Annotated in this window: 15 protein-coding genes, 1 tRNA gene and 2 pseudogenes; 12 read left to right on the top strand and 6 right to left on the bottom strand. The window is 38.5% G+C overall.

Going from position 1 to position 19,743, the window contains the following annotated elements:
• Positions 1-14 precede the first annotated feature (14 nt).
• From J4861_RS12730 to J4861_RS13440, 4 genes and pseudogenes are all read left to right on the top strand, one after another.
• A pseudogene (locus J4861_RS12730) lies at positions 15-1,894 on the top strand (IS1634 family transposase).
• A 457-nt stretch (positions 1,895-2,351) separates the two neighbouring features.
• Positions 2,352-4,547: an arginine--tRNA ligase gene (gene argS / locus J4861_RS13575; protein ID WP_249110865.1), complete on the top strand. Its 2,196-nt coding sequence runs from the start codon at positions 2,352-2,354 to the stop codon at positions 4,545-4,547.
• 164 nt (positions 4,548-4,711) lie between these two features.
• Positions 4,712-4,975, top strand: a pseudogene (locus J4861_RS13495) (endonuclease domain-containing protein); the annotation flags it as partial.
• 12 nt (positions 4,976-4,987) lie between these two features.
• On the top strand, positions 4,988-5,524 hold the full coding sequence (locus tag J4861_RS13440) for an RNase H family protein (protein WP_249110864.1): 537 nt from the start codon (positions 4,988-4,990) through the stop codon (positions 5,522-5,524).
• Between the two features lie 289 nt (positions 5,525-5,813).
• On the opposite strand, the gene J4861_RS12710 is transcribed toward J4861_RS13440, so the two are convergent.
• Together J4861_RS12710 and J4861_RS12705 are read right to left on the bottom strand one after the other, a co-directional pair.
• A complete protein-coding gene (locus tag J4861_RS12710) occupies positions 5,814-7,694 on the bottom strand; it encodes an IS1634 family transposase (protein ID WP_211817123.1) in 1,881 nt (626 codons plus the stop codon).
• Between the two features lie 308 nt (positions 7,695-8,002).
• Positions 8,003-8,860, bottom strand: coding sequence for an enoyl-ACP reductase FabI (locus J4861_RS12705; RefSeq protein ID WP_211805004.1), 858 nt, complete (start codon positions 8,858-8,860; stop codon positions 8,003-8,005).
• 2,022 nt (positions 8,861-10,882) lie between these two features.
• On the opposite strand from J4861_RS12705, the gene J4861_RS12700 reads away from it, so the two are divergent.
• From J4861_RS12700 to J4861_RS12670, 7 genes are all read left to right on the top strand, one after another.
• Positions 10,883-12,112 (top strand): site-specific integrase, encoded by a 1,230-nt coding sequence (locus J4861_RS12700; protein ID WP_211817122.1) that lies wholly within the window; start codon positions 10,883-10,885, stop codon positions 12,110-12,112.
• Position 12,113: 1 nt separating this feature from the next.
• On the top strand, positions 12,114-12,848 hold the full coding sequence (locus J4861_RS12695) for a hypothetical protein (RefSeq protein WP_211817121.1): 735 nt from the start codon (positions 12,114-12,116) through the stop codon (positions 12,846-12,848).
• Between the two features lie 227 nt (positions 12,849-13,075).
• Entirely contained in the window at positions 13,076-13,366 is a 291-nt protein-coding gene (locus tag J4861_RS12690; RefSeq protein WP_211817120.1) for a helix-turn-helix domain-containing protein, read from the top strand.
• A 29-nt stretch (positions 13,367-13,395) separates the two neighbouring features.
• Positions 13,396-13,887: a hypothetical protein gene (locus J4861_RS12685; protein ID WP_249110863.1), complete on the top strand. Its 492-nt coding sequence runs from the start codon at positions 13,396-13,398 to the stop codon at positions 13,885-13,887.
• Positions 13,888-13,939: 52 nt separating this feature from the next.
• Positions 13,940-14,884 carry a phage/plasmid replication domain-containing protein gene (locus J4861_RS12680; protein ID WP_211817119.1) on the top strand — a complete coding sequence of 315 codons (945 nt, stop codon included), beginning with the start codon at positions 13,940-13,942 and terminating at the stop codon, positions 14,882-14,884.
• Between the two features lie 122 nt (positions 14,885-15,006).
• On the top strand, positions 15,007-15,357 hold the full coding sequence (locus tag J4861_RS12675; RefSeq protein ID WP_211817118.1) for a hypothetical protein: 351 nt from the start codon (positions 15,007-15,009) through the stop codon (positions 15,355-15,357).
• Positions 15,338-15,742 (top strand): hypothetical protein, encoded by a 405-nt coding sequence (locus J4861_RS12670; RefSeq protein WP_211817117.1) that lies wholly within the window; start codon positions 15,338-15,340, stop codon positions 15,740-15,742. The genes J4861_RS12675 and J4861_RS12670 overlap by 20 nt, the downstream gene beginning before the upstream one ends.
• A gap of 213 nt (positions 15,743-15,955) precedes the next feature.
• On the opposite strand, the gene J4861_RS12665 is transcribed toward J4861_RS12670, so the two are convergent.
• From J4861_RS12665 to J4861_RS12655, 3 genes are all read right to left on the bottom strand, one after another.
• Positions 15,956-16,948: an ISAon1 family transposase gene (locus J4861_RS12665; RefSeq protein ID WP_211816388.1), complete on the bottom strand. Its 993-nt coding sequence runs from the start codon at positions 16,946-16,948 to the stop codon at positions 15,956-15,958.
• Positions 16,914-17,300 (bottom strand): ISAon1 family transposase N-terminal region protein, encoded by a 387-nt coding sequence (locus J4861_RS12660; RefSeq protein WP_211816387.1) that lies wholly within the window; start codon positions 17,298-17,300, stop codon positions 16,914-16,916. The genes J4861_RS12665 and J4861_RS12660 overlap by 35 nt, the downstream gene beginning before the upstream one ends.
• 182 nt (positions 17,301-17,482) lie before the next feature.
• Positions 17,483-17,564: transfer RNA gene (locus J4861_RS12655), tRNA-Leu, on the bottom strand.
• A gap of 187 nt (positions 17,565-17,751) precedes the next feature.
• Between J4861_RS12655 and J4861_RS12650 the strand changes: the two genes are divergently transcribed.
• A complete protein-coding gene (locus J4861_RS12650) occupies positions 17,752-18,843 on the top strand; it encodes a mannose-1-phosphate guanylyltransferase (protein WP_211817116.1) in 1,092 nt (363 codons plus the stop codon).
• A gap of 167 nt (positions 18,844-19,010) precedes the next feature.
• Here the strand turns inward: J4861_RS12650 and J4861_RS12645 are convergent, their stop codons facing one another.
• Positions 19,011-19,706 (bottom strand): hypothetical protein, encoded by a 696-nt coding sequence (locus J4861_RS12645; RefSeq protein ID WP_211817115.1) that lies wholly within the window; start codon positions 19,704-19,706, stop codon positions 19,011-19,013.
• Positions 19,707-19,743: the final 37 nt, after the last annotated feature.

Below are 19,743 nucleotides of genomic sequence, written 5' to 3'. Positions count from 1 at the left end.
GTTACTTTGCACTCATGCACGCAAATGTACAGACACGATTCAACCCTGCCACAGGGGACATGGCTCCTTATTATCGCATCAAGGAGTCATATCGTGATGTGCAGGGTCATGTACATTCGCTAATTCTTTTGAACATCGGGTTCGAACCTTCACTTACTGCTGTACAGGTTCGAAAAATTGCATACGCTCTTACCGAACGCTTCAAAAACAGAAGTACACCCTCGCTTTTCAAAGAATACCTTGACGGTCTTACTCCTATTGAACAGGCAAAGGCTGACGAATGGTGGAGCCGTATGGAGAAAGAAGGTGGAATCGATCGGTTTAATAAGGAAGAGCAGAAGTCGCTGAGAAAATATGAGAACTATATTGACCTTGAGACGGCAAACTATACTGACGCAAGGAATGTTGGTGCAGAGTGGCTCTGCAAGCAGACAATAGACAAGCTACAATTAGAGGGTTTTCTGCGCAAAAATGGGTGGACGGAAATGCAATACACACGGCTTTGTCAGCATTGATTGTTCGTACGGTATATGCTGTCTCTGAACGTTCATCTTATTATTATTTGCGCGATAACTCGGCTGCTGGCGAACTTTACAGTGGAGTTCCTGGCTGGACACCAGGAATCAATTCTCTGTATAAAATCACTGACAAATTATATGAACTAAAGGAACAGTTAGAGCATCATCTGTGCAGCATTACTGACGCTCTCTTTAATATAGACAACAAGTTGATGCTCTTCGACTTAACCAACTTCTATTTCGAGGGTAGCAAGCGTAATAGCGATAAAGCCAAGTTCGGTCGTTCAAAAGAAAAGCGCTCTGATTGTAAGCTACTTGTACTTGCATTATGTATCAATAAAGAAGGTTTTATACGTTATTCTTCTATCTTGGAGGGTAATACAGCAGATTCCAAGTCTCTACCCAATATGATTGATACGCTGGCAAAGAGGAATCCATCAAGAACAAAGGATACGCTCGTTGTCATGGATGCAGGTGTTGCCACGGAAGAGAACTTGGAGTTAATAAAGAAAAAGGGTTACAATTATCTCTGCGTATCCCGTACGAAAATGAAAGACTATATGCTCAGTGATGATAATAAGAGCGTTACGATAATGGATGCCCGTCGGCAGAAGATAACGCTGAAAGAGGTTAAGACAGAGGATGATAAGGATTATTATCTCGAAATAACATCTCCTTCAAAAGCTATGACAGAGTCGTCCATGAACAGGGTTTGGAGAGGGCGTCTTGAGATGGAACTGCAGAGGATAAACGAAGGAATCTCCAAGAAAGGTGGAACAAAAACCTATGAAAAGGTTGTTGAACGTACAGGACGTGCCATACAGAAGTACCCTTCTATAGCGAAGTTCTACCAGATAAGCTACATAAAAAATGAGAAGAAGCCCAAGGAGATGCTGCGTGTAGACTGGGAGATAAAAGACCTCTCGGCAATGGAATCTGGTCATGGAGTCTATTTCCTCCGCAGCAATGTCAGGACACTTTCTGAGCGTGTGACATGGGAATACTACAATCTCATTCGCGAGATAGAATGTACGAACAGACAACTAAAGAATGATCTCAACCTCCGTCCAATCTATCATCAGAAAGATGAGCGAAGCGACGCACACCTTTTCTTCGGTTTATTAGCCTACTGGGTGGTAAACACTATCCGTTGTCAATTAAAACGAGAAGGAGAATCCTGTTACTGGACCGAGATTGTACGACGTATGAGTACCCAAAAGCTCGTCACCACAAAAGGGAAGAATCCATTAGGTGAAACCATCGAGATGCGCCAATGTAGTAGTCCTTCGAAGCAAGCAAAACAGATATACGATAAGTTGAACTTAAAACACTCACCATTCAAAAAGAATAAAATTTGTAGGACACAGAGCCCATAAGAAAAATGAGGAAAGTACGGTGACAGTAACAATTAGGCGAAGGTGGGTATTAAACTTGGGTTAAGAAAGTAAGCCCCTACATCGAATAACCATTAATTACTTTTTGACAGTATGACTCTTTTTAACAACAAGTTGATATCTCCCCCATCATATATTGCATGGCGATTAGCGCTTAACACCATTGGTGCTTACCAACAACACCACTCGTGCTGAGCATCAACACCACCGCAAAACACTACTAAAAAGCTTACACAAGATTGTTTATTAGACTGCATAAAAGGGCAAACATAATTACAACTGACAAACAATAAAATTATAAAGTATGAGATATAAGTTTTGAATCAAAACTAATCATAATTATGAATTATGAATTATGAATTATGAATTAACCACCCTCCTCCTGCCGTTATTCGGCTGATTTTCCGTAACTTTGCAGACAGATAAAAAGAAACAAAAGATGAAGATAGAAGAGCAAATTACCATTGCTGCACTTGCAGCTGTAAAGGAATTGTATGGAACAGAAGTTCCTGAAAAGATGATTCAGCTGCAGAAGACACGCAGCGACTTTGAGGGTAACCTCACACTCGTCACTTTCCCACTGCTGAAGACTTCACACAAGAAGCCTGAAGATACCGCACAGGATTTAGGTGAATACCTGAAGAAGAACTGCAAGGCTGTGGCAGACTTCAATGTCGTAAAGGGCTTCCTCAACCTCGTTATTGCGCAGGCTGCATGGACAGGGCTGCTGAATGACATCAATGCTGACGAGAAGTTCGGTGAGAAGCGTGTGACAGACGAGAGTCCATTGGTGATGATTGAATACTCTTCACCTAACACAAATAAGCCACTTCACCTTGGTCACGTACGTAACAACCTCCTCGGTTGGTCGTTGGCACAGATTATGGAGGCTAATGGTAACAAGGTGGTAAAGACAAATATCGTTAATGACCGTGGTATCCACATCTGTAAGTCTATGTTGGCTTGGCTGAAGTGGGGTAATGGTATCACCCCTGAGCAGGCTGGCAAGAAGGGCGATCACTTTGTTGGGGATCTATATGTACTATTCAACAAAAAACTTAGAAATCAAGAAAAAAGATTTATACAAAATTGGAAAAAAGGTACAACAAATCAAGAAAAAGCATATAATATTGATGAGTTGCTTGACTTGTTAATTAGCAGAAAAGATTATTTCAAGTACAAAAAACAATCAGGAAGTAGTTTTTCTTTCAATTGGCATATGTCTATGCTTTATGAAACAATGATAGAGACATTAGAGAATTACTCCTCTAAAAAAGAAAGTATTACTATCTTCAATAACCCCAGTGAGTATGAAATGTTTTCGAAACTTCTTGGAAAGCATATATTAAAGAAGAAGAAAAAAAAGGAATACAGATTTAGTGAAGATTATTCTTATGGAATGTATAAGGTATTCTCAGATTTGTTAAAAATACTAATAAAGCGTCCATTATGGAGACAGATACCTGAGAGAATTTTATTAATTACGCATTTAGAGAAAAAAATTTCAGAACATATAGACCGAAGTCTCCTGTATCAAGCTCAGCAAATGCTCGTGAAGTGGGAAGCTAACGACCCAGAGATTCGTGCTTTGTGGGAGAAGATGAACAACTGGGTATATGCTGGTTTCGATGAGACTTATAAGGCGTTGGGCGTTGGTTTCGATAAGATTTACTACGAATCAAGCACTTATCTCGCTGGTAAGAAGAAGGTGGAAGAAGGTCTTGAGAAGGGACTCTTCATCCGTAAGGAAGACAACTCAGTATGGGCTGACCTCACAAATGAGGGTTTGGACCAGAAACTTCTACTGCGTAAGGATGGCACATCGGTTTATATGACACAGGACATTGGTACTGCAGAGATGCGTTTCAACGACTTCCCTATCGACAAGATGATTTATGTCGTTGGTAACGAGCAGAACTACCACTTCCAAGTTCTCTCTATCCTCTTGGACCGTTTGGGCTTCAAATGGGGTAAAGATCTTGTACACTTCTCATACGGTATGGTTGAATTGCCAAACGGTAAGATGAAGAGTCGTGAGGGAACAGTTGTCGATGCAGACGACCTTGTTGCATCAATGATTGAGAACGCAAAGAGTCTTAGCGAGGATAAGGTGAACAAGTTGGAAGGTATCACAGAGGGAGAGAAGAACGAGATTGCACGTATCGTGGGTATGGGTGCGCTGAAGTACTTCATCCTTAAAGTTGATGCGCGCAAGAATATGCTCTTCAACCCAGAGGAGTCTATCGACTTTAATGGTAATACAGGACCATTCATCCAGTACACTTACGCACGTATCCGTAGTATCCTCCGTAAGGCTGAGGCACAGAACATCACCTTACCAGCATCACTTAACGGCAATGCTCCGCTCAATGACAAGGAGATTGCTCTCATCCAGAAGCTCAATGACTTCGGTGCTGCAGTTGTACAGGCTGGTATCGACTATAGCCCAAGTGGTATTGCAAACTACTGCTATGAGCTGACTAAGGAGTTCAACCAGTTCTATCATGACTATAGCATCCTCAACGCTTATACCGAAGCAGAGAAGATTACCCGTCTGATGATTGCCAAGAACGTGGCTAAGGTCATCAAGAATGGTATGGCATTGCTCGGTATTGAGGTGCCTGAGAGGATGTAAAGCCCCACCCCGACCCTCCCCAAAGGGGGAGGGAGGCAAAATGGGTAAGGTGGGATAAAAGTAAAAAACATTAGGCTATGTACATCTATGAAACGGCTGATGAGATAGAGTATGAACTGCTGAAAGCAAATGCTATCAAGAACAGGTAGCACTCTACACAAGCAGAAAACCTACTTTGGTTATACCTAAAAGGAAAACAAAGTGGTCACAAGTTTCGTAGACAACATATCATCGGACAATATATTGCCGACTTCATCAACCTTAAGTATAAACTTATTGTTGAAATTGATGGTAAGTATCATTTTAATGATGAACAGATTATAAAGGATGAGGAACGGACTCGTGACCTTGTGCAATGGGGTTATACTGTCATCCGATTCACTAATGAGGAAGTCTTCAACCATAGGGAAGAAGTTATCCAGAAGATTAAAGAAACTATAATGGCAATAGACTCACAGAATACAAATCAAGCAGGTGGTTCTCCGCAAAATACACAGACGAGTTCTCAAACTAATACTCAGTCTGGCATCCAACCACAGCAGACTGGGGCTTCCCCCCTTTCGGGGGGATTGAGGGGGGCTGGTGCTTGGGCTGTTGACGCCGCTTGTTCTGGCAATCCGGGACCGATGGAGTATCAATGTGTTGACCTACAAACTGGTGCAAGAGTCTTCCATTTTGGTCCAGTTATGGGAACAAACAATATTGGTGAGTTCCTCGCTATTGTTCATGCTTTGGCACTAATGGAGAAGCAAGGTATCAAGGATAAAGTTATTTATAGCGACTCTTATAATGCTATCTTATGGGTGAATAAAAAACGTTGTAAGACTACTTTTGTCCGCAATGCAGATACCGAACAACTTCATCAAGTCATCGCTCGCGCGGAACATTGGCTCCAAACGCATAAGGTTACGACACCTATTATAAAGTGGGAAACCAAGCAGTGGGGTGAGATTCCTGCCGACTTTGGTAGGAAGTAAAGCCCCACCCCGACCCTCCCCGAAAGGGGAGGGAGACAAATTAGCGTATGGTTTGGTATGAAAACTGATTTGAGGGAGGAAAGTTTGCTTATGGTTTGCTATAGAAAAAAGATTTGAGGGAGACAAACTTGCTTAAGATTTGGTACAATAAGTTATTTCGAGAATAACAATAGAAATAAAAAAACTCCAGTAAGTTCTCACTTACTGGAGTTTTTTATTATTTCTCTTACCCAAGTTTAACACCCACTTTCGCCTAATTGTTACTGTCACCGTACTTTCCTCGTTTTTCTTATGGGCTCTGTGTCCTACAAATTTTATTCTTTTTGAATGGTGAGTGTTTTAAGTTCAACTTATCGTATATCTGTTTTGCTTGCTTCGAAGGACTACTGCACTGGCGCATCTCGATGGTTTCACCTAATGGATTCTTCCCTTTTGTGGTGACGAGCTTTTGGGTACTCATACGTCGTACTATCTCGGTCCAGTAACAGGATTCTCCTTCTCGTTTTAATTGACAACGGATAGTGTTTACCACCCAGTAGGCTAATAAACCGAAGAAAAGGTGTGCGTCGCTTCGCTCATCTTTCTGATGATAGATTGGACGGAGGTTGAGATCATTCTTTAGTTGTCTGTTCGTACATTCTATCTCACGAATGAGATTGTAGTATTCCCATGTTACACACTCAGAAAGTGTCCTGACATTGCTACGGAGGAAATAGACTCCATGACCAGATTCCATTGCCGAGAGGTCTTTTATCTCCCAGTCTACACGTAGCATCTCCTTGGGCTTCTTCTCATTTTTTATGTAGCTTATCTGGTAGAACTTCGCTATAGAAGGGTACTTCTGTATGGCACGTCCTGTACGTTCAACAACCTTTTCATAGGTTTTTGTTCCACCTTTCTTGGAGATTCCATTGTTTATCCTCTGCAGTTCCATCTCAAAACGCTCTTTCCAAACCCTGTTCATGGACGACTCTGTCATAGCTTTCGAAGGAGATGTTATTTCGAGATAATAATCCTCATCATCCTCTGTCTTAACCTCTTTCAGCGTTATCTTCTGCCGACGGGCATCCATTACTGTAACGCTCTTGTTATCATCACTGAGCATATAGTCTTTCATTTTCGTACGGGATACGCAGAGATAATTGTAACCCTTTTTCTTTATTAACTCCAAGTTCTCTTCCGTGGCAACACCTGCATCCATGACAACGAGCGTATCCTTTGTTCTTGATGGATTCCTCTTTGCCAGCGTATCAATCATATTGGGTAGAGACTTGGGATCTGCTGTATTACCCTCTAAGATAGAAGAATAACGTATAAAACCTTCTTTATTGATACATAATGCAAGTACAAGTAGCTTACAGTCAGAGCGTTTTTCTTTTGAACGACCGAACTTGGCCTTGTTGCTGTTACGCTTGCTGCCCTCGAAATAGAAGTTGGTTAAGTCGAAGAGCATCAACTTGTTGTCTATATTAAAGAGAGCGTCAGTAATGCTGCACAGATGATGCTCTAACTGTTCCTTTAGTTCATATAATTTATCAGTGATTTTATACAGAGAATTGATTCCTGGTGTCCAGCCAGGAACTCCACTATAAAGTTCAGCGGCAGCCGAGTTATCGCGCAAATAATAATAAGATGAACGTTCAGAAACTGCATATACCGTGCGAACAATCAATGCTGACAAAGCCGTGTGTATCGCATTCTCCGTCCACCCGTTTTTGCGCAGAAAACCCTCTAATTGTAGCTTGTCTATTGTCTGCTTGCAGAGCCACTCTGCACCAACATTCCTTGCGTCAGTATAGTTTGCCGTCTCAAGGTCTATGTAGTTCTCATATTTTCTCAGCGACTTCTGCTCTTCCTTATTAAATCGATCGATTCCACCTTCTTTCTCCATACGGATCCACCATTCGTCAGCCTTTGCCTGTTCAATAGGAGTAAGACCGTCAAGATGTTCTTTGAAAAGCGAGGGTGTACTTCTATTTTTGAAGCGTTCGGTAAGAGCGTATGCAATTTTTCGAACCTGTACAGCAGTAAGTGAAGGTTCGAACCCGATATTCAACAGAATTAGCGAATGTACATGACCCTGCACATCACGATATGACTCCTTGATGCGATAATAAGGAGCCATGTCCCCTGTGGCAGGGTTGAATCGTGTCTGTACATTTGCGTGCATGAGTGCAAAGTAACAAAATAATTTTGATATGACTGTGTCCTACAAATCAGATTTTACTCCTCGCAACAATACTCTACACTTGATTATCAATCATTTTTCAAATTGATACTACACAAAACATCCCGAAAATTTATGAAAAATAATTTTGCCGGTTAAACTTGGGCTTAGCACCTTCCTCAACAAGCGCATAAAGAGGAGTTACATTAGATAGTGGTAGAGAATTACATCTATAAAGACAATCCCCTTTATCCTACCCCTCCCCTATTTGCCTCCCTCCCCCTTCGGGGAGGGTCGGGGTGGGGCTTTACTTATCCGTAGATAATATTACCGTTCTCGTCCTTATACTCATCGAGACCCTTCTCGTATGTAGCCATAGCACGGAGACTCATACCCACATTTGAGAAACCACCATCGTGGTAGAGGTTCTGCATTGTCACCTTACGGGTGAGGTCAGAGAACATTACGATACAATAGTCAGCACACTCAGCAGCACTTGCATTGCCCAATGGAGACATACGGTCAGCGAAGTCGAAGAGCTTATCCATACCCTTCACACCTGAACCAGCAGTTGTCATTGTAGGTGACTGAGAAATAGTGTTGATACGTACGTGCTTCTCACGACCATAAATATAACCGAAGCTACGACCGATACTCTCCAACAATGCCTTAGCATCAGCCATATCATTGTAACCGTAGAAGGTACGCTGAGCAGCTACGTAAGAGAGTGCAAGGATTGAACCATACTCATTGATAGCATCAAGTTTCTTAGCACTCTGAATCATCTTGTGGAATGAAACAGCTGAGATATCAAGTGTTGTATCAAGCATCTTATAGTCCAAGTCATCGTATGTACGGTGCTTACGCACGTTTGGTGACATACCGATAGAGTGCAGAACGAAGTCAATCTTACCACCCAAAACCTCCATTGAGCGCTTGAATACGTTCTCCAAGTCCTCAACGTTAGTTGCATCAGCAGGAATAACCTCGCAGTTTAACTTCTCTGACAGTGCATTTACTGTACCCATTCTTACTGCGATAGGAGTATTTGACAAAGTGATTGTTGCACCTTCCTCAACTGCTCTTTCAGCAACTTTCCATGCGATAGACATCTCGTTGAGGGCTCCAAAAATAATACCTCTTTTACCTTTTAATAAGTTGTAACTCATAATGTTCGTTATTCAAATTTGGTGTAAAGGTAAGCAAAAAAGGTTGATTTGCCAAGAAAATACACATAAATTACATCTAAATGCTATCCATAAGTGACAATTTGCACCTTTTCACATTCCCCAACAAGCCATATTAACCAGAATACTTCCTCCCTATTCCGAACTATCTTAAGCGTATTTTCCAGTTTTTCCGTTAAACCCAAATCGCTCATTAGAGCCTAAACAGATTCTATTTTATTGTCGAGCAGATTGCCTATCTTTGTAACGCAGGCGTAGCGGGCTACGTCAAGTTGCAAAGACAGGCAAGGTGCCGACAAGAAAATAAAAGATGTTAGGAAACAACACAAAAACAAGAATTCCTGAAACATTGTGCTCTAATGACCGATTTGGGTTAAATGTGTGGACACTTTTCGTATTGCTATAACGGATAAACCGAAGTTACTCATTAATCAAAAACATAGTTATGACAGTCAAGTGTCTATCCTATTATCATCCTCTTTCATAGAAAACCATTTCATTTAAGACTTCGAAAATCCGCAGATAAGGATTTGAAAAATCATTACATAATTCCAAATAAAACATCAATAAATAACGGCAAAAACACATATAAAAAGCAGGTTTGTAACCATAAGAAAATCAATTCGTTATAAAGTAGTAAAGTAAAAGATGCTTAATTGAACTTCAAAAGGGCATTAGTAAGGGTCTTAAAGGGCACCTTTTGCAAGTCAATTAGGCGTCTTTTAGAAGCCAAAAGAGCATGTATTGGATTTGAACCGTACGAAAATGGTTTACAAATATCAGCTAAAGAAGGAATACGTTGTTTATAGATGACAGGTAGATATCGCATCTAATTATATCTGTTATGTAATTTATCCCTCAGCCTAAAACCATCTAATTGGGGAGATTCATTCCGTTTATGTGAATTAATCTCATTCTATCAACAATCTGCGCATTTAACGGAAGAACCTTATTGATTCTTCCGTTAAATGTGTGGATGCTTTTCGTGGTTCCTTAACGGAAGAACCGGAGTTACTCATTAATGAAAATTATAGCTAAGACTATCATACTACCTACTTTATTATCACTTTCTGACATAGAAAACCCTTTTATTTTAACACCTCAACTATATAGATAAGATTTTGAAAAAAATCATTACATAATTTCGAATAAAACATCTATAAATTAGGATAAAATCACATCTAAAAAGCAAGTCTATAACCAACAGAGAATCAATCAGTTATAAAGTAGTACAAGAAAAGGTGCTTAATTGGACTTCAAAAGGGCGTTAGTAAGACCTCAAAAGGGCACCTTTTGCAAGTCAATTAGGCGTCTTTAAGAAGCCTAAAGAGCATGTATAGGTTTTGAGTTGTATGAAAAGAGTTTACAAATAGCAAATAACAAAGGAATAAGTTGTTTGTAAAAGACGGATAAAATAGTATCAATTTGCATTTATCGATTACTTTATCCTCCTTAAAAAGCCTGTATAATTTGACATAGTAATACCATGCAAGTGTATAAGTCTTTATCCTCCCAACACGTTATATATTTAAAGGAAGAACCGAAAAAGCAATCAAGAGCCAACCCATTCGCAAGAAAAGCTACTTATTATAAAGTACATTACCGACACAACAAGCCATTACCATCAATTTATTTCCATGAAAATAATTTTAAACTTAATAGTATGATTAAAGATAGGAGTGAGTTCTGAATAAAGGCTTGAGTGAGTTCTGATTTTATCCATTAATAGCAAAGTACGCTTTAAGTACCCCTACAAAGAAAAAATCCCTTGCAAATCATCGATTCACAAGGGATTTATTGTACCCAGACCCGATATTGTACCCGTCAAACAAAGGAAAATAAAAACATACTAAGTGACTGTATTACAGCAGGTAGCCCAAAATGGTACATTCTCTTATTTTCATAAAAAAGACCTTGTTTTTCTATTTTTTCCTACCCTTTGGCTACCCAGATTAAAAAAAGATTGTATCTTTGCTATCAAGAAAAATCAAAAATATAGTTATTATGGCAGCAAAGAAAGAAATTAGGTCTGATAACACTTATATTATCAGTACAGACAACACAGATAATCCTAAATTAGGCGCAAAGATATTATCTAATGGTAGAGAGAGCCTTTTTCTTGATTACTACTTTGGATATACAATGGTATATGATGAGGCTAAAGATAAACAGGTAGCAAAAAAAGACAGAAAAAGGGATTATTTAAAGTTGTATCTTTGGCAAGCACCCAGAACCCCTATAGAAAGACAGCAAAATAAAGAAACGCTTGAACTTGCAAAGAAAATCAGATTTGAAAAGGGGCAAGAATTGCTTGAAAGCATTGAGGGGTATAGACTAAAGAATGAACGTAGAAAAATAAATTTTCTGGATTACTTTCAAACCTACATAAACAATTACACAAAGAAAGATATAAGGATGGTACAAATCGCTTTACAGCGGTTCAAGGACTTTTTAAGAGATACACCAGAATACTGCAAGTTTGCAAAGTCAATAAAGCCAGAACAGCTTGACAAAGATATGATAATAGCTTATACAGAGTATTTGCAAAGTAGAAGTATTGGAGAGGGTGCTAAGAGTATTTACCAACGTTTTAAGAAAGTAATTAAGTTTGCTGTAGAACACGATGTAATGTTAAAGAACCCTTGCACGGGGATTGTCATAAAGGTTGATGACCAGATACTAAAGAAAGACGTACTTTCTTTGGAAGAAGAACAAACATTAATAAACACTCATTATGATGGAGAAAACACCAATATAAGGAGGGCTTTTATAATGTGTCTTTATTGTGGTTTAAGATTTTGTGATGTAAAAGACCTTACTTTTTCTAATGTAGACTATTCCAACAAGTTGCTAAAGTTTGAACAAAACAAGACAAAGGGACACTCATCAAGCAGTGGCGTTATAATTCCACTCAATGATGGATTATTGAGGCTTATAGGAGAACCTACAGACGAGCAAAACAAAGACAGCCTTATATTTCCACTACCAAGTTATGAAATGTGCTTAAAAGCACTAAAAAGATGGGTTAAGAGAGCTGGAATTGACAAGCATATTAGTTGGCATTGTGCAAGACATTCTTTTGCCGTTAATATTCTTAATAACGGAGCAAATATTAAGACTGTAGCAAGTCTTTTGGGGCATAGTGGATTAAAGCATACAGAGAAGTATACCAGAGCAATAGACAGCCTCAAACAAGATGCAATAAACAGTTTACCTAAATTTAATTTTGAATAAGATGGAAATGTTACCAATTGACTTTGACCTCACGCTAACGCAGTTAAGCGAGTGGCACGACAAATGGCGTTTAGAACGCTTTGGAAGTAATGATAATACACGATATTATCAAACAGATGGGAGGTATCTTAATGGAGTTATCCAAGATACTGAATTATGTAAAGAAAAAGCTATACAAGAACGAGTGTTAGAACTGCTTTGTTTAATAAGGCAAGCTAATATGAAATTAAAGGGTATAGGATTGAATTGGCATTTAACGTACCAAGAAATAGAGGATATAAAATGCAAACGTGAAACATTGTACAAAGAATTTATACAGCTAACTATAGATGGTAAAGAGCAAACACAAAAAACATCTATACAACAGAACGAACAAGCAACAGTGGAGCATAATTCAGCCCCAGATGCTTTAACGCAAGCTTTATCTGATTTACCTACTGAATTAGTAACAAATGAAGTAAAGAAACTATTTGATAAAGCCATACAAGCTAATATAATAGAGATTACCCCACAAGGGATTAGGAGAAAAAATATAAGTAAAGCTCAATTAGCCTATTTTCTCCAAAAAATATACCAACCTACCCCGGACAATAAAGTCAACTTTCCAGATACAGAATTAAGCATATTTTTTGGAGAGAGTAGGTTGGGAAGAGCTGCCTCACGATTAATGGATAACAAAAATAACGGAGGTAAGCCCAAAGAACACAATATTATTGATAAGTTATTTGTAGATTAACAATAAAGCAATTCCTAAAATGGAGTTGCTTTTTACTTTTTTCACATTTAGGGACACCAATAGGGACACCATAAAACCCTTTTTTTCATTTCCTTTACTCATTAACTTTGCACTTGCTTTCAATATGATAGAATGAATTGCAAGCACTATCAGAAAAAGCAACAGGGCAAACAAGGGATGGACTTGCAAACAGACCAGACAGCCCCAACAATTAAATTTACAAAGTAATGTCAGAGGAATTAAAGCAGGTGGCAGACCTAATAACTGCTAACACTATCTTTTGCTCTAAAGAAGTCTTAACAAGTGATGAGGCGGCAAAATATTTGGGAATATCCAAAAGCTACCTTTATAAACTCACTATGGGGCAAAGAATACCCCACTATAAACCAATGGGTAAAATGTGCTATTTCAACCGTCTGGAATTAGAACAATGGCTACAAAACAACAGAATTGCAACAGAGGCAGAATTAAACCAACAAGCGCAAACCTACTGTATGGAGAAAGGGGGCAAGAAATGAACACGCCTAATATACGTTACTATGCCAAGATGGTAAATACAACTCCAAAAGGTAAGAAAACCCCTAAGTACACCATTACAGCACAAGCGGGCTATTATCCTCCAATGGAACTTTTGAGAGGTAGGGATGGACTTGTATCTATGAACTTGATGGAGAAACTAAAAGAGGGTAGTAATATCCCATCAATGAGGTTACAAGCAAAAAATAGCCTCAACTTTACAGGCTTAAAAGAATATTTTGAAGATGGTAAGTTAAGTGGTTACGCCTACGGATACCCTTTAGACAAACCCACTTACAGCAAGAATAACAAAACTAATCCCTTTTATGAGTACAAACAAGATGGGTATTTATTTATGGTCTATCAAGATAAGAAAGACCCTACAAACATAATCCCAACCTCTATAGAATTAGTTGTTTTAGAGGACGCAAAAGTGCTTATCAGTGCATATTGTAAGCAGTTAAAAATGGGCGGTTTTGATGAGGCTTTAGCAGCATTAAGATTACAATCCCTAAAAGGGTAACGTCCTGTAATAATATGTAGTTTATGGGCAAAAAATGGTAACAAGTAAACAGATGTATGATAAAGTAAAACTCTGGATAGATAGGGCTATCATTGGGGAGCAATACGCCAATATAGCCAACTATCTGGACAACGCCAACACACATATAAACCACCAGACAGGAGAGATAAAGACATTTGGTAGTTTAGAGGGATTGAAAGTATCTATATTTGGGGGCGGTTTGTCTGTAACAGGGAGTTTGCCCAAATACTTGTATGGTAGTAACGCTTACTCTTTGGACAGACGCACAACAGCTCAAGCAATAGAAAAAATAAGTGATGCTTTACACCTACAAGTAAACGAGGCTAATGTTACAGGGCTTGAATTTGGTACAAACTTTCTAATGAAACACCAAGTTTCTGATTATCTTGCAAAATTAGGAAGTATGCCCAGATTAGGACGATACCATTTTGACCCCTCAACCCTGTATTACAAAGGAACAGGAAAACAGCAGCCTAAAGTATTTGTTTTCTATGACAAGTTACAAGATATTAAAGCAAAAGGAGCCGACTACCCAGATGCGTGGAAAGGAGAAAACCTTTTGAGATATGAAATGAGATTTAAAGGTAGGTTACCTCAACAATTAGAAGTACAAGAGGTTAAAGCCTCAACCTTGCACCAAGTACTTTTTTATGGAATGATGGTAAAACGCTACCAAGATAATTACTTTTCAATATCTAAGTTAAACCAAATAAAAACGGACGTTATGAGTGAAATTAAAACTGTTAGAGACGCTTTTAATGTGTTTGTAGCACGATTAATAAACCAGTCAGACCAAACGCAAATCGGGGACTTTTTGGATGAGTTAAAAGAAGCAGGTGTATTTGACGATAGAAAGAATTACACCAGACTTAAAAACAAAATTCAAGAAGTTGCAACAAATGCCAACATTACAATTTCTGATGAACTAATGAGAGAATTGGATGATGAGATAAAAAATTGTGGGGCTTATGTGTGAGTGTGCAATGATGTAGAAATGATTTTGTCTTATAATAATATGTATGTTGTTACCATATTTTGGTAACGAAAAAGAATAAAGTAAAATGAGTGTGCAATTTCTAAAGTAGATTAATTATAGATATGGGTAGAATAAAGGGAACTCCAAAAACAGGTGGAAGAAAAGCAGGAACACCCAATAAGACTACTACAGATATAAAAACGTGGGTTGCCAATATTCTGGACAGTGGACAAGATGAATTTGCTAAGCGGTTGGCAAGACTTGATGATAGAGATTATATAAGAACCTATACCGGACTATTAGGTTATGTAATGCCTAAAATGTCACCCGCTACACCAGAGGATATATTGAGAAAAGAGCGAGATATGATGCAAGAGTTACTTTTATCGATGCCAGAGCAAATGATTGACAGAGTAACTAAACGATTGTATGAACTCCAAAACAAAGAGAACAATGAGGATAAAATTAAGTAGTGTGGATATTCTGGAAATTACCAAAGCTCTTAAAGGTGGGTGGCTTGATATGGACAAGGTAACAAGTTTTAAGACATTATTAGACGGTTATAACCCACCAAAGCAGATAACCCAAAGACAAATGCACTATTATTGTAAGTGCCTATATAAAGGATTAGGCTACACGCCTACCGATGAGGCTACAATAAATAAAATTATGTTGTCAGAATTACCCGCCAATCTCAAAGAAAAATGGGAAAGAGGCATAAATGATGGTAGCATATACAAAACGCTCATTAGAAATGCTTTCTTTGGTATGATAGCAATAAGGGCTTTGGGTGGTAGTTACACTCCAAAGAATGAGGACTATAGTTTTTGTGAGGAAGAAGCAGATTTTGAGTTATGAAAGAGTATAAAGAAGAAGTACAAAGTACAAGCTGCATTTATTCTTATGCTTGTAATACTTATCTTGATAAAAGATAATATTAGAAGAACGAGAACCAAATTACAAGCAAGATTATTTTTGTATCTTTGTAACGGCTTTGCTAAAGCCAACTATATTTTTGATTAGAGTGTTTGTGTAGTGATACACTTGCACTCTTTTTGGGGCAGTAGATATTTAGTGGGGAAAGGCATATAGTTTGGCAAGTCTAAAAAGAAAGAAACTTTTATCTACAACTCCTCTTAAGTTAGCCCTAAATAGTTTTATTTTTGCATTGAAGGATTCCGCAGCAGCGTTTGTAGATCTGTTAATATAAAAGTTAAGTATGTCTTCGTAATGTTCGTAGAAAGTTGCAGCAATGACATTAAAGGAATGAAAGCCAGCTTCTGCGACGTTATTATACCATTTTGCCAATGATAGTCTGGCTGCATCTTTGATAGTATTCTTAGCAAAAATCATTCTTAGCGAATGTGATAAACCGTAAGCCTTTTTAATGTCAGGATATTCTCTGAACAGTATTTTGGCTCTTAGCTTCTGTTCATCAGTCCATTTCTCTGATGATTTGAACAACAGGTACCTACTTCTTACCAGCAGTTCACTACGTGTATCTCCATTTTCAAAAGTCAGTGGTTGATACGCTATCTTTTCTAACTTCGCATTCTCTTTCTCGTCATTTGCTTGCTGTAAAGCTGCCCAGCGATACTCTATTCTCATCTGTTGCACGGCATCACTTGCAAGTTTCTGTATATGAAAGCGATCAATCACTCGTTTAGCTTTTGGAAAACAATGCCTTACAATCTTACGCATACTATCGGACAAGTCCAAGGTGACCTCTTCTACAGCTTCCCGTTTCTTCTCATCTATCTTATCCAATACCTTGCAGACATCCAAGGATTTGGTTCCAGCAACAATGGCTACAAGACATCCTTGCTTGCCGTGTTTGTCCCTATTAGTGATAATCGTATAGAGTTCACCATTGGACAAGGATGTCTCGTCTATTGCTATGTTCTTACCAATATTATCCTCAAAGAGAAGCCACTTCTGAGCATGAGACAACTGATCCCAGGACCTGTAACCGCTTAATGTTTCCTTGTATTGTTTCTCAAAACTACGTCCATTGATATGATAGAATTCCTCAAGCGTACGGCAGGTCACTGGGGATGTCTCCATACGTTTCTTTTAAAAAAGCTCCGAACTCTTTGGAATAACGAGTGCCGGAGGCTGTAATATCTATCTGCAAGGGAAGAGAGAAACTCTTACCTGTACGAATATCTATCCAGCGACGTCGACGAAGAACCAAAATAACCTTATGGTCACGAATCGGAAAGTCCGTCACCTCGACAGCTTCCATAAAGCCTTTTGATTCAAAATGAAGATCATCGGAAAGTTCTTTCTCCATCTTCTCATCAAGATAAATACGTAACAATGAAGTATCAGACTCTATCTTAACAATAGAGAAATAATGTAATACATCACTGGGTAAAACGAATTCGGCTAAATGATATAGATATTTTTCTTCCATGATACAAAGGAAAGAAAAATATATTAATTAAGAAAATTTCCCCACCTTTTTTCTACTGAGCCCTCTTTTTTTGAGGGTAATATAAGTATCAAAAAGAGGTTATACGGTTGTCTTTTCCTACCCTTTGGCTACCCGTAAAAACAAAATAGACTGATAACCAGTAAGTTATCAGTCTATATTTGTACCCAGACCCGGGCTCGAACCGGGATGGGTTGCCCCACTGGTGTTTGAGACCAGCGCGTCTACCTATTCCGCCATCTGGGCATGGCTGTTGTTTGAACAACGAGTGCAAAGGTAGAGAGAAAATCTGGATTTGGCAAATTTTTGAGGAATTATTTAATGACAATACTTTGAATAATGCATATTTGTAGTATTTTACAATAAAAGATTTGGAGGTATGAGTTATAAAAGGTATCTTTGGAGAAACAAATTCGGTTAGCTTAAATAGATAATGACTACGAAACAGAACAACTATTGCGTAATTCTTGCCGGTGGCAAGGGACGAAGACTATGGCCCTGCAGTAGAGACAAGTATCCAAAGCAATTTATAGACTTCTTTGGTGTGGGTCGTACTCAGCTTCAACAAACATTTGACCGCTTTGCAAATATTCTTCCAAAAAAGAACATTTATATTAATACCAGCTGCGATTATCTTGACCTTGTCAGAGAGCAGTTGCCTGAAGTGGCAGCCAATCATATCATGGCTGAACCAATCCACAGAAACACTGCACCAAGTGTTGCATGGGCAGTGCATCGTATTATGATGTTCGACCCTAAAGCTAATATCATAATATCTCCTTCTGATCATAACATTGTTAATGATGATGCTTTCTTTCGCAATATCAAAGAGGGATTATCGTTCGTTGAGAAGAATGATGCTATACTGACTATGGGAGTTAGCCCTACCCGACCAGAACCTGGATACGGATATATTCAGAAGGGCGTCTACACGGGTAATGGTGATATATATAAGGTACAAGCCTTTACTGAAAAGCCAGACCGAGAATTTGCACAAATGTTCATGGATAGTAAGGAGTGGTGTTGGAATACAGGGCTCTTCCTCTCTAACGTCAATTACCTTCGTCAATGCCTCTATGGCTTCCTTCCTTCTGTTTTGCGTGAAGGTGAAATGGGCAGTAAGATAACAACGATAGAGGATGAAGAGACTTTCATACATGATAATTTCCCACGCTATCCTAACATTTCATTAGATTATGGCATCTTAGAGAAATCGGAGAATGTTTATGTGATGAGGTGCGACTTTGGATGGGCAGACCTTGGAACGTGGCATGCTGTTTATGAGTCACTAAGCAAGCGAGATGGTGATAATGTTGTCATAGACTCGGATGTTATCCTTGAAGATGCTGCTAATAATATTATAAAGCTCTCCAAAGGCAAATTAGGTGTCATCAACGGACTCGATGGCTATATCATTGCAGAAAAGGACAATGTATTACTTATCTGTAAGAAAGAAGATTCTTCGGCATTGGTAAGGAAATATGTAAATGAGGTACAGATAAAGAAAGGGGATGAGTTTGTATAAATAAAAACCTCCCCCAACCCCTCCAAAGGAGGGGAGCTACAAATTGGGTAAAAGTGGGATTACTTTGTTAAATGATTCTTCCATATATTAAGACAGGGATATGCAATGACAGTATATCCCTGTTTGATAAAATCACAACCGTATATAATCTTGCTGATACCTTCTAACTACTTCATATATTTATCGATAACAAAGACTTCTAATCTATTGTCAGAACTAATTCTTAAACTATCCACAGCATACATTCCGAACCATCCTCTATGCATATAAAGTATACCAGGAGTATTCTTTGAGGATTCAATATCATCAGATGTGCGAAAAACAAATTCTTCATTTGTCCCAAGTATCTTTATACGATAAAACAATTTCCTTCCCTTTCGCATTGATATACCAAGATACTCTTTTACAACAGCATCCCTTTGCACTACCTCTTTTTCACCAAAATTTCGATTCACATAGCAGATTACAGGAGTAGTCACAGCTACCATTAATGGTATAAGAAAAGAATAGACAAGCATAAAAATAAAGAAAAAAAGAACTCTCTCCCCTGTGTTATCCTTCCTATACTTATATATCACCGTGGCAAGACTAAGGACAAGAGCAATACATGCAAATAGATACTTGTAATCACTATTTAAAAAGGAAAAAAGCAGTATTGTATTACTTCCTATATTTTCGAGATCAAAGACATGCAGAACTAACATGGAAAGCCCTGCAAAGATTAAGCCTATTATCAGATAAACCAGTAACAAAAACAATATACCAAGAATCCTCCTTGCCGGCTTAACCCTATCTATATTTTCCCAACGATGCTCTTCGTCAATTAGCCAATCAGGCCATCTATCATCCCATATATTCTTCATCGAGATTCTTTATAAGCAAAAACGGAGATATATTCCT

This window comes from Prevotella melaninogenica (genome assembly GCF_018127925.1).
GTDB classification, from domain to species: Bacteria; Bacteroidota; Bacteroidia; order Bacteroidales; family Bacteroidaceae; genus Prevotella; species Prevotella melaninogenica_C.
The sequence above is the reverse complement of the archived record's forward strand: the minus strand, read 5'-3'. Positions and strand labels throughout refer to the sequence as shown.

Excerpts from the sequence above, each read along its gene's own strand:
- argS (WP_249110865.1), top strand. The coding sequence starts at position 2,352 with ATGAAGATAGAAGAGCAAATTACCATTGCTGCACTTGCAGCTGTAAAG.
- J4861_RS13440 (WP_249110864.1), top strand. The coding sequence starts at position 4,988 with ATGGCAATAGACTCACAGAATACAAATCAAGCAGGTGGTTCTCCGCAA.
- J4861_RS12710 (WP_211817123.1), bottom strand. The coding sequence starts at position 7,694 with ATGCACGCAAATGTACAGACACGATTCAACCCTGCCACAGGGGACATG.
- J4861_RS12705 (WP_211805004.1), bottom strand. The coding sequence starts at position 8,860 with ATGAGTTACAACTTATTAAAAGGTAAAAGAGGTATTATTTTTGGAGCC.
- J4861_RS12700 (WP_211817122.1), top strand. The coding sequence starts at position 10,883 with ATGGCAGCAAAGAAAGAAATTAGGTCTGATAACACTTATATTATCAGT.
- J4861_RS12695 (WP_211817121.1), top strand. The coding sequence starts at position 12,114 with ATGGAAATGTTACCAATTGACTTTGACCTCACGCTAACGCAGTTAAGC.
- J4861_RS12690 (WP_211817120.1), top strand. The coding sequence starts at position 13,076 with ATGTCAGAGGAATTAAAGCAGGTGGCAGACCTAATAACTGCTAACACT.
- J4861_RS12685 (WP_249110863.1), top strand. The coding sequence starts at position 13,396 with ATGGTAAATACAACTCCAAAAGGTAAGAAAACCCCTAAGTACACCATT.
- J4861_RS12680 (WP_211817119.1), top strand. The coding sequence starts at position 13,940 with ATGTATGATAAAGTAAAACTCTGGATAGATAGGGCTATCATTGGGGAG.
- J4861_RS12675 (WP_211817118.1), top strand. The coding sequence starts at position 15,007 with ATGGGTAGAATAAAGGGAACTCCAAAAACAGGTGGAAGAAAAGCAGGA.
- J4861_RS12670 (WP_211817117.1), top strand. The coding sequence starts at position 15,338 with ATGAGGATAAAATTAAGTAGTGTGGATATTCTGGAAATTACCAAAGCT.
- J4861_RS12665 (WP_211816388.1), bottom strand. The coding sequence starts at position 16,948 with ATGGAGACATCCCCAGTGACCTGCCGTACGCTTGAGGAATTCTATCAT.
- J4861_RS12660 (WP_211816387.1), bottom strand. The coding sequence starts at position 17,300 with ATGGAAGAAAAATATCTATATCATTTAGCCGAATTCGTTTTACCCAGT.
- J4861_RS12650 (WP_211817116.1), top strand. The coding sequence starts at position 17,752 with ATGACTACGAAACAGAACAACTATTGCGTAATTCTTGCCGGTGGCAAG.
- J4861_RS12645 (WP_211817115.1), bottom strand. The coding sequence starts at position 19,706 with ATGAAGAATATATGGGATGATAGATGGCCTGATTGGCTAATTGACGAA.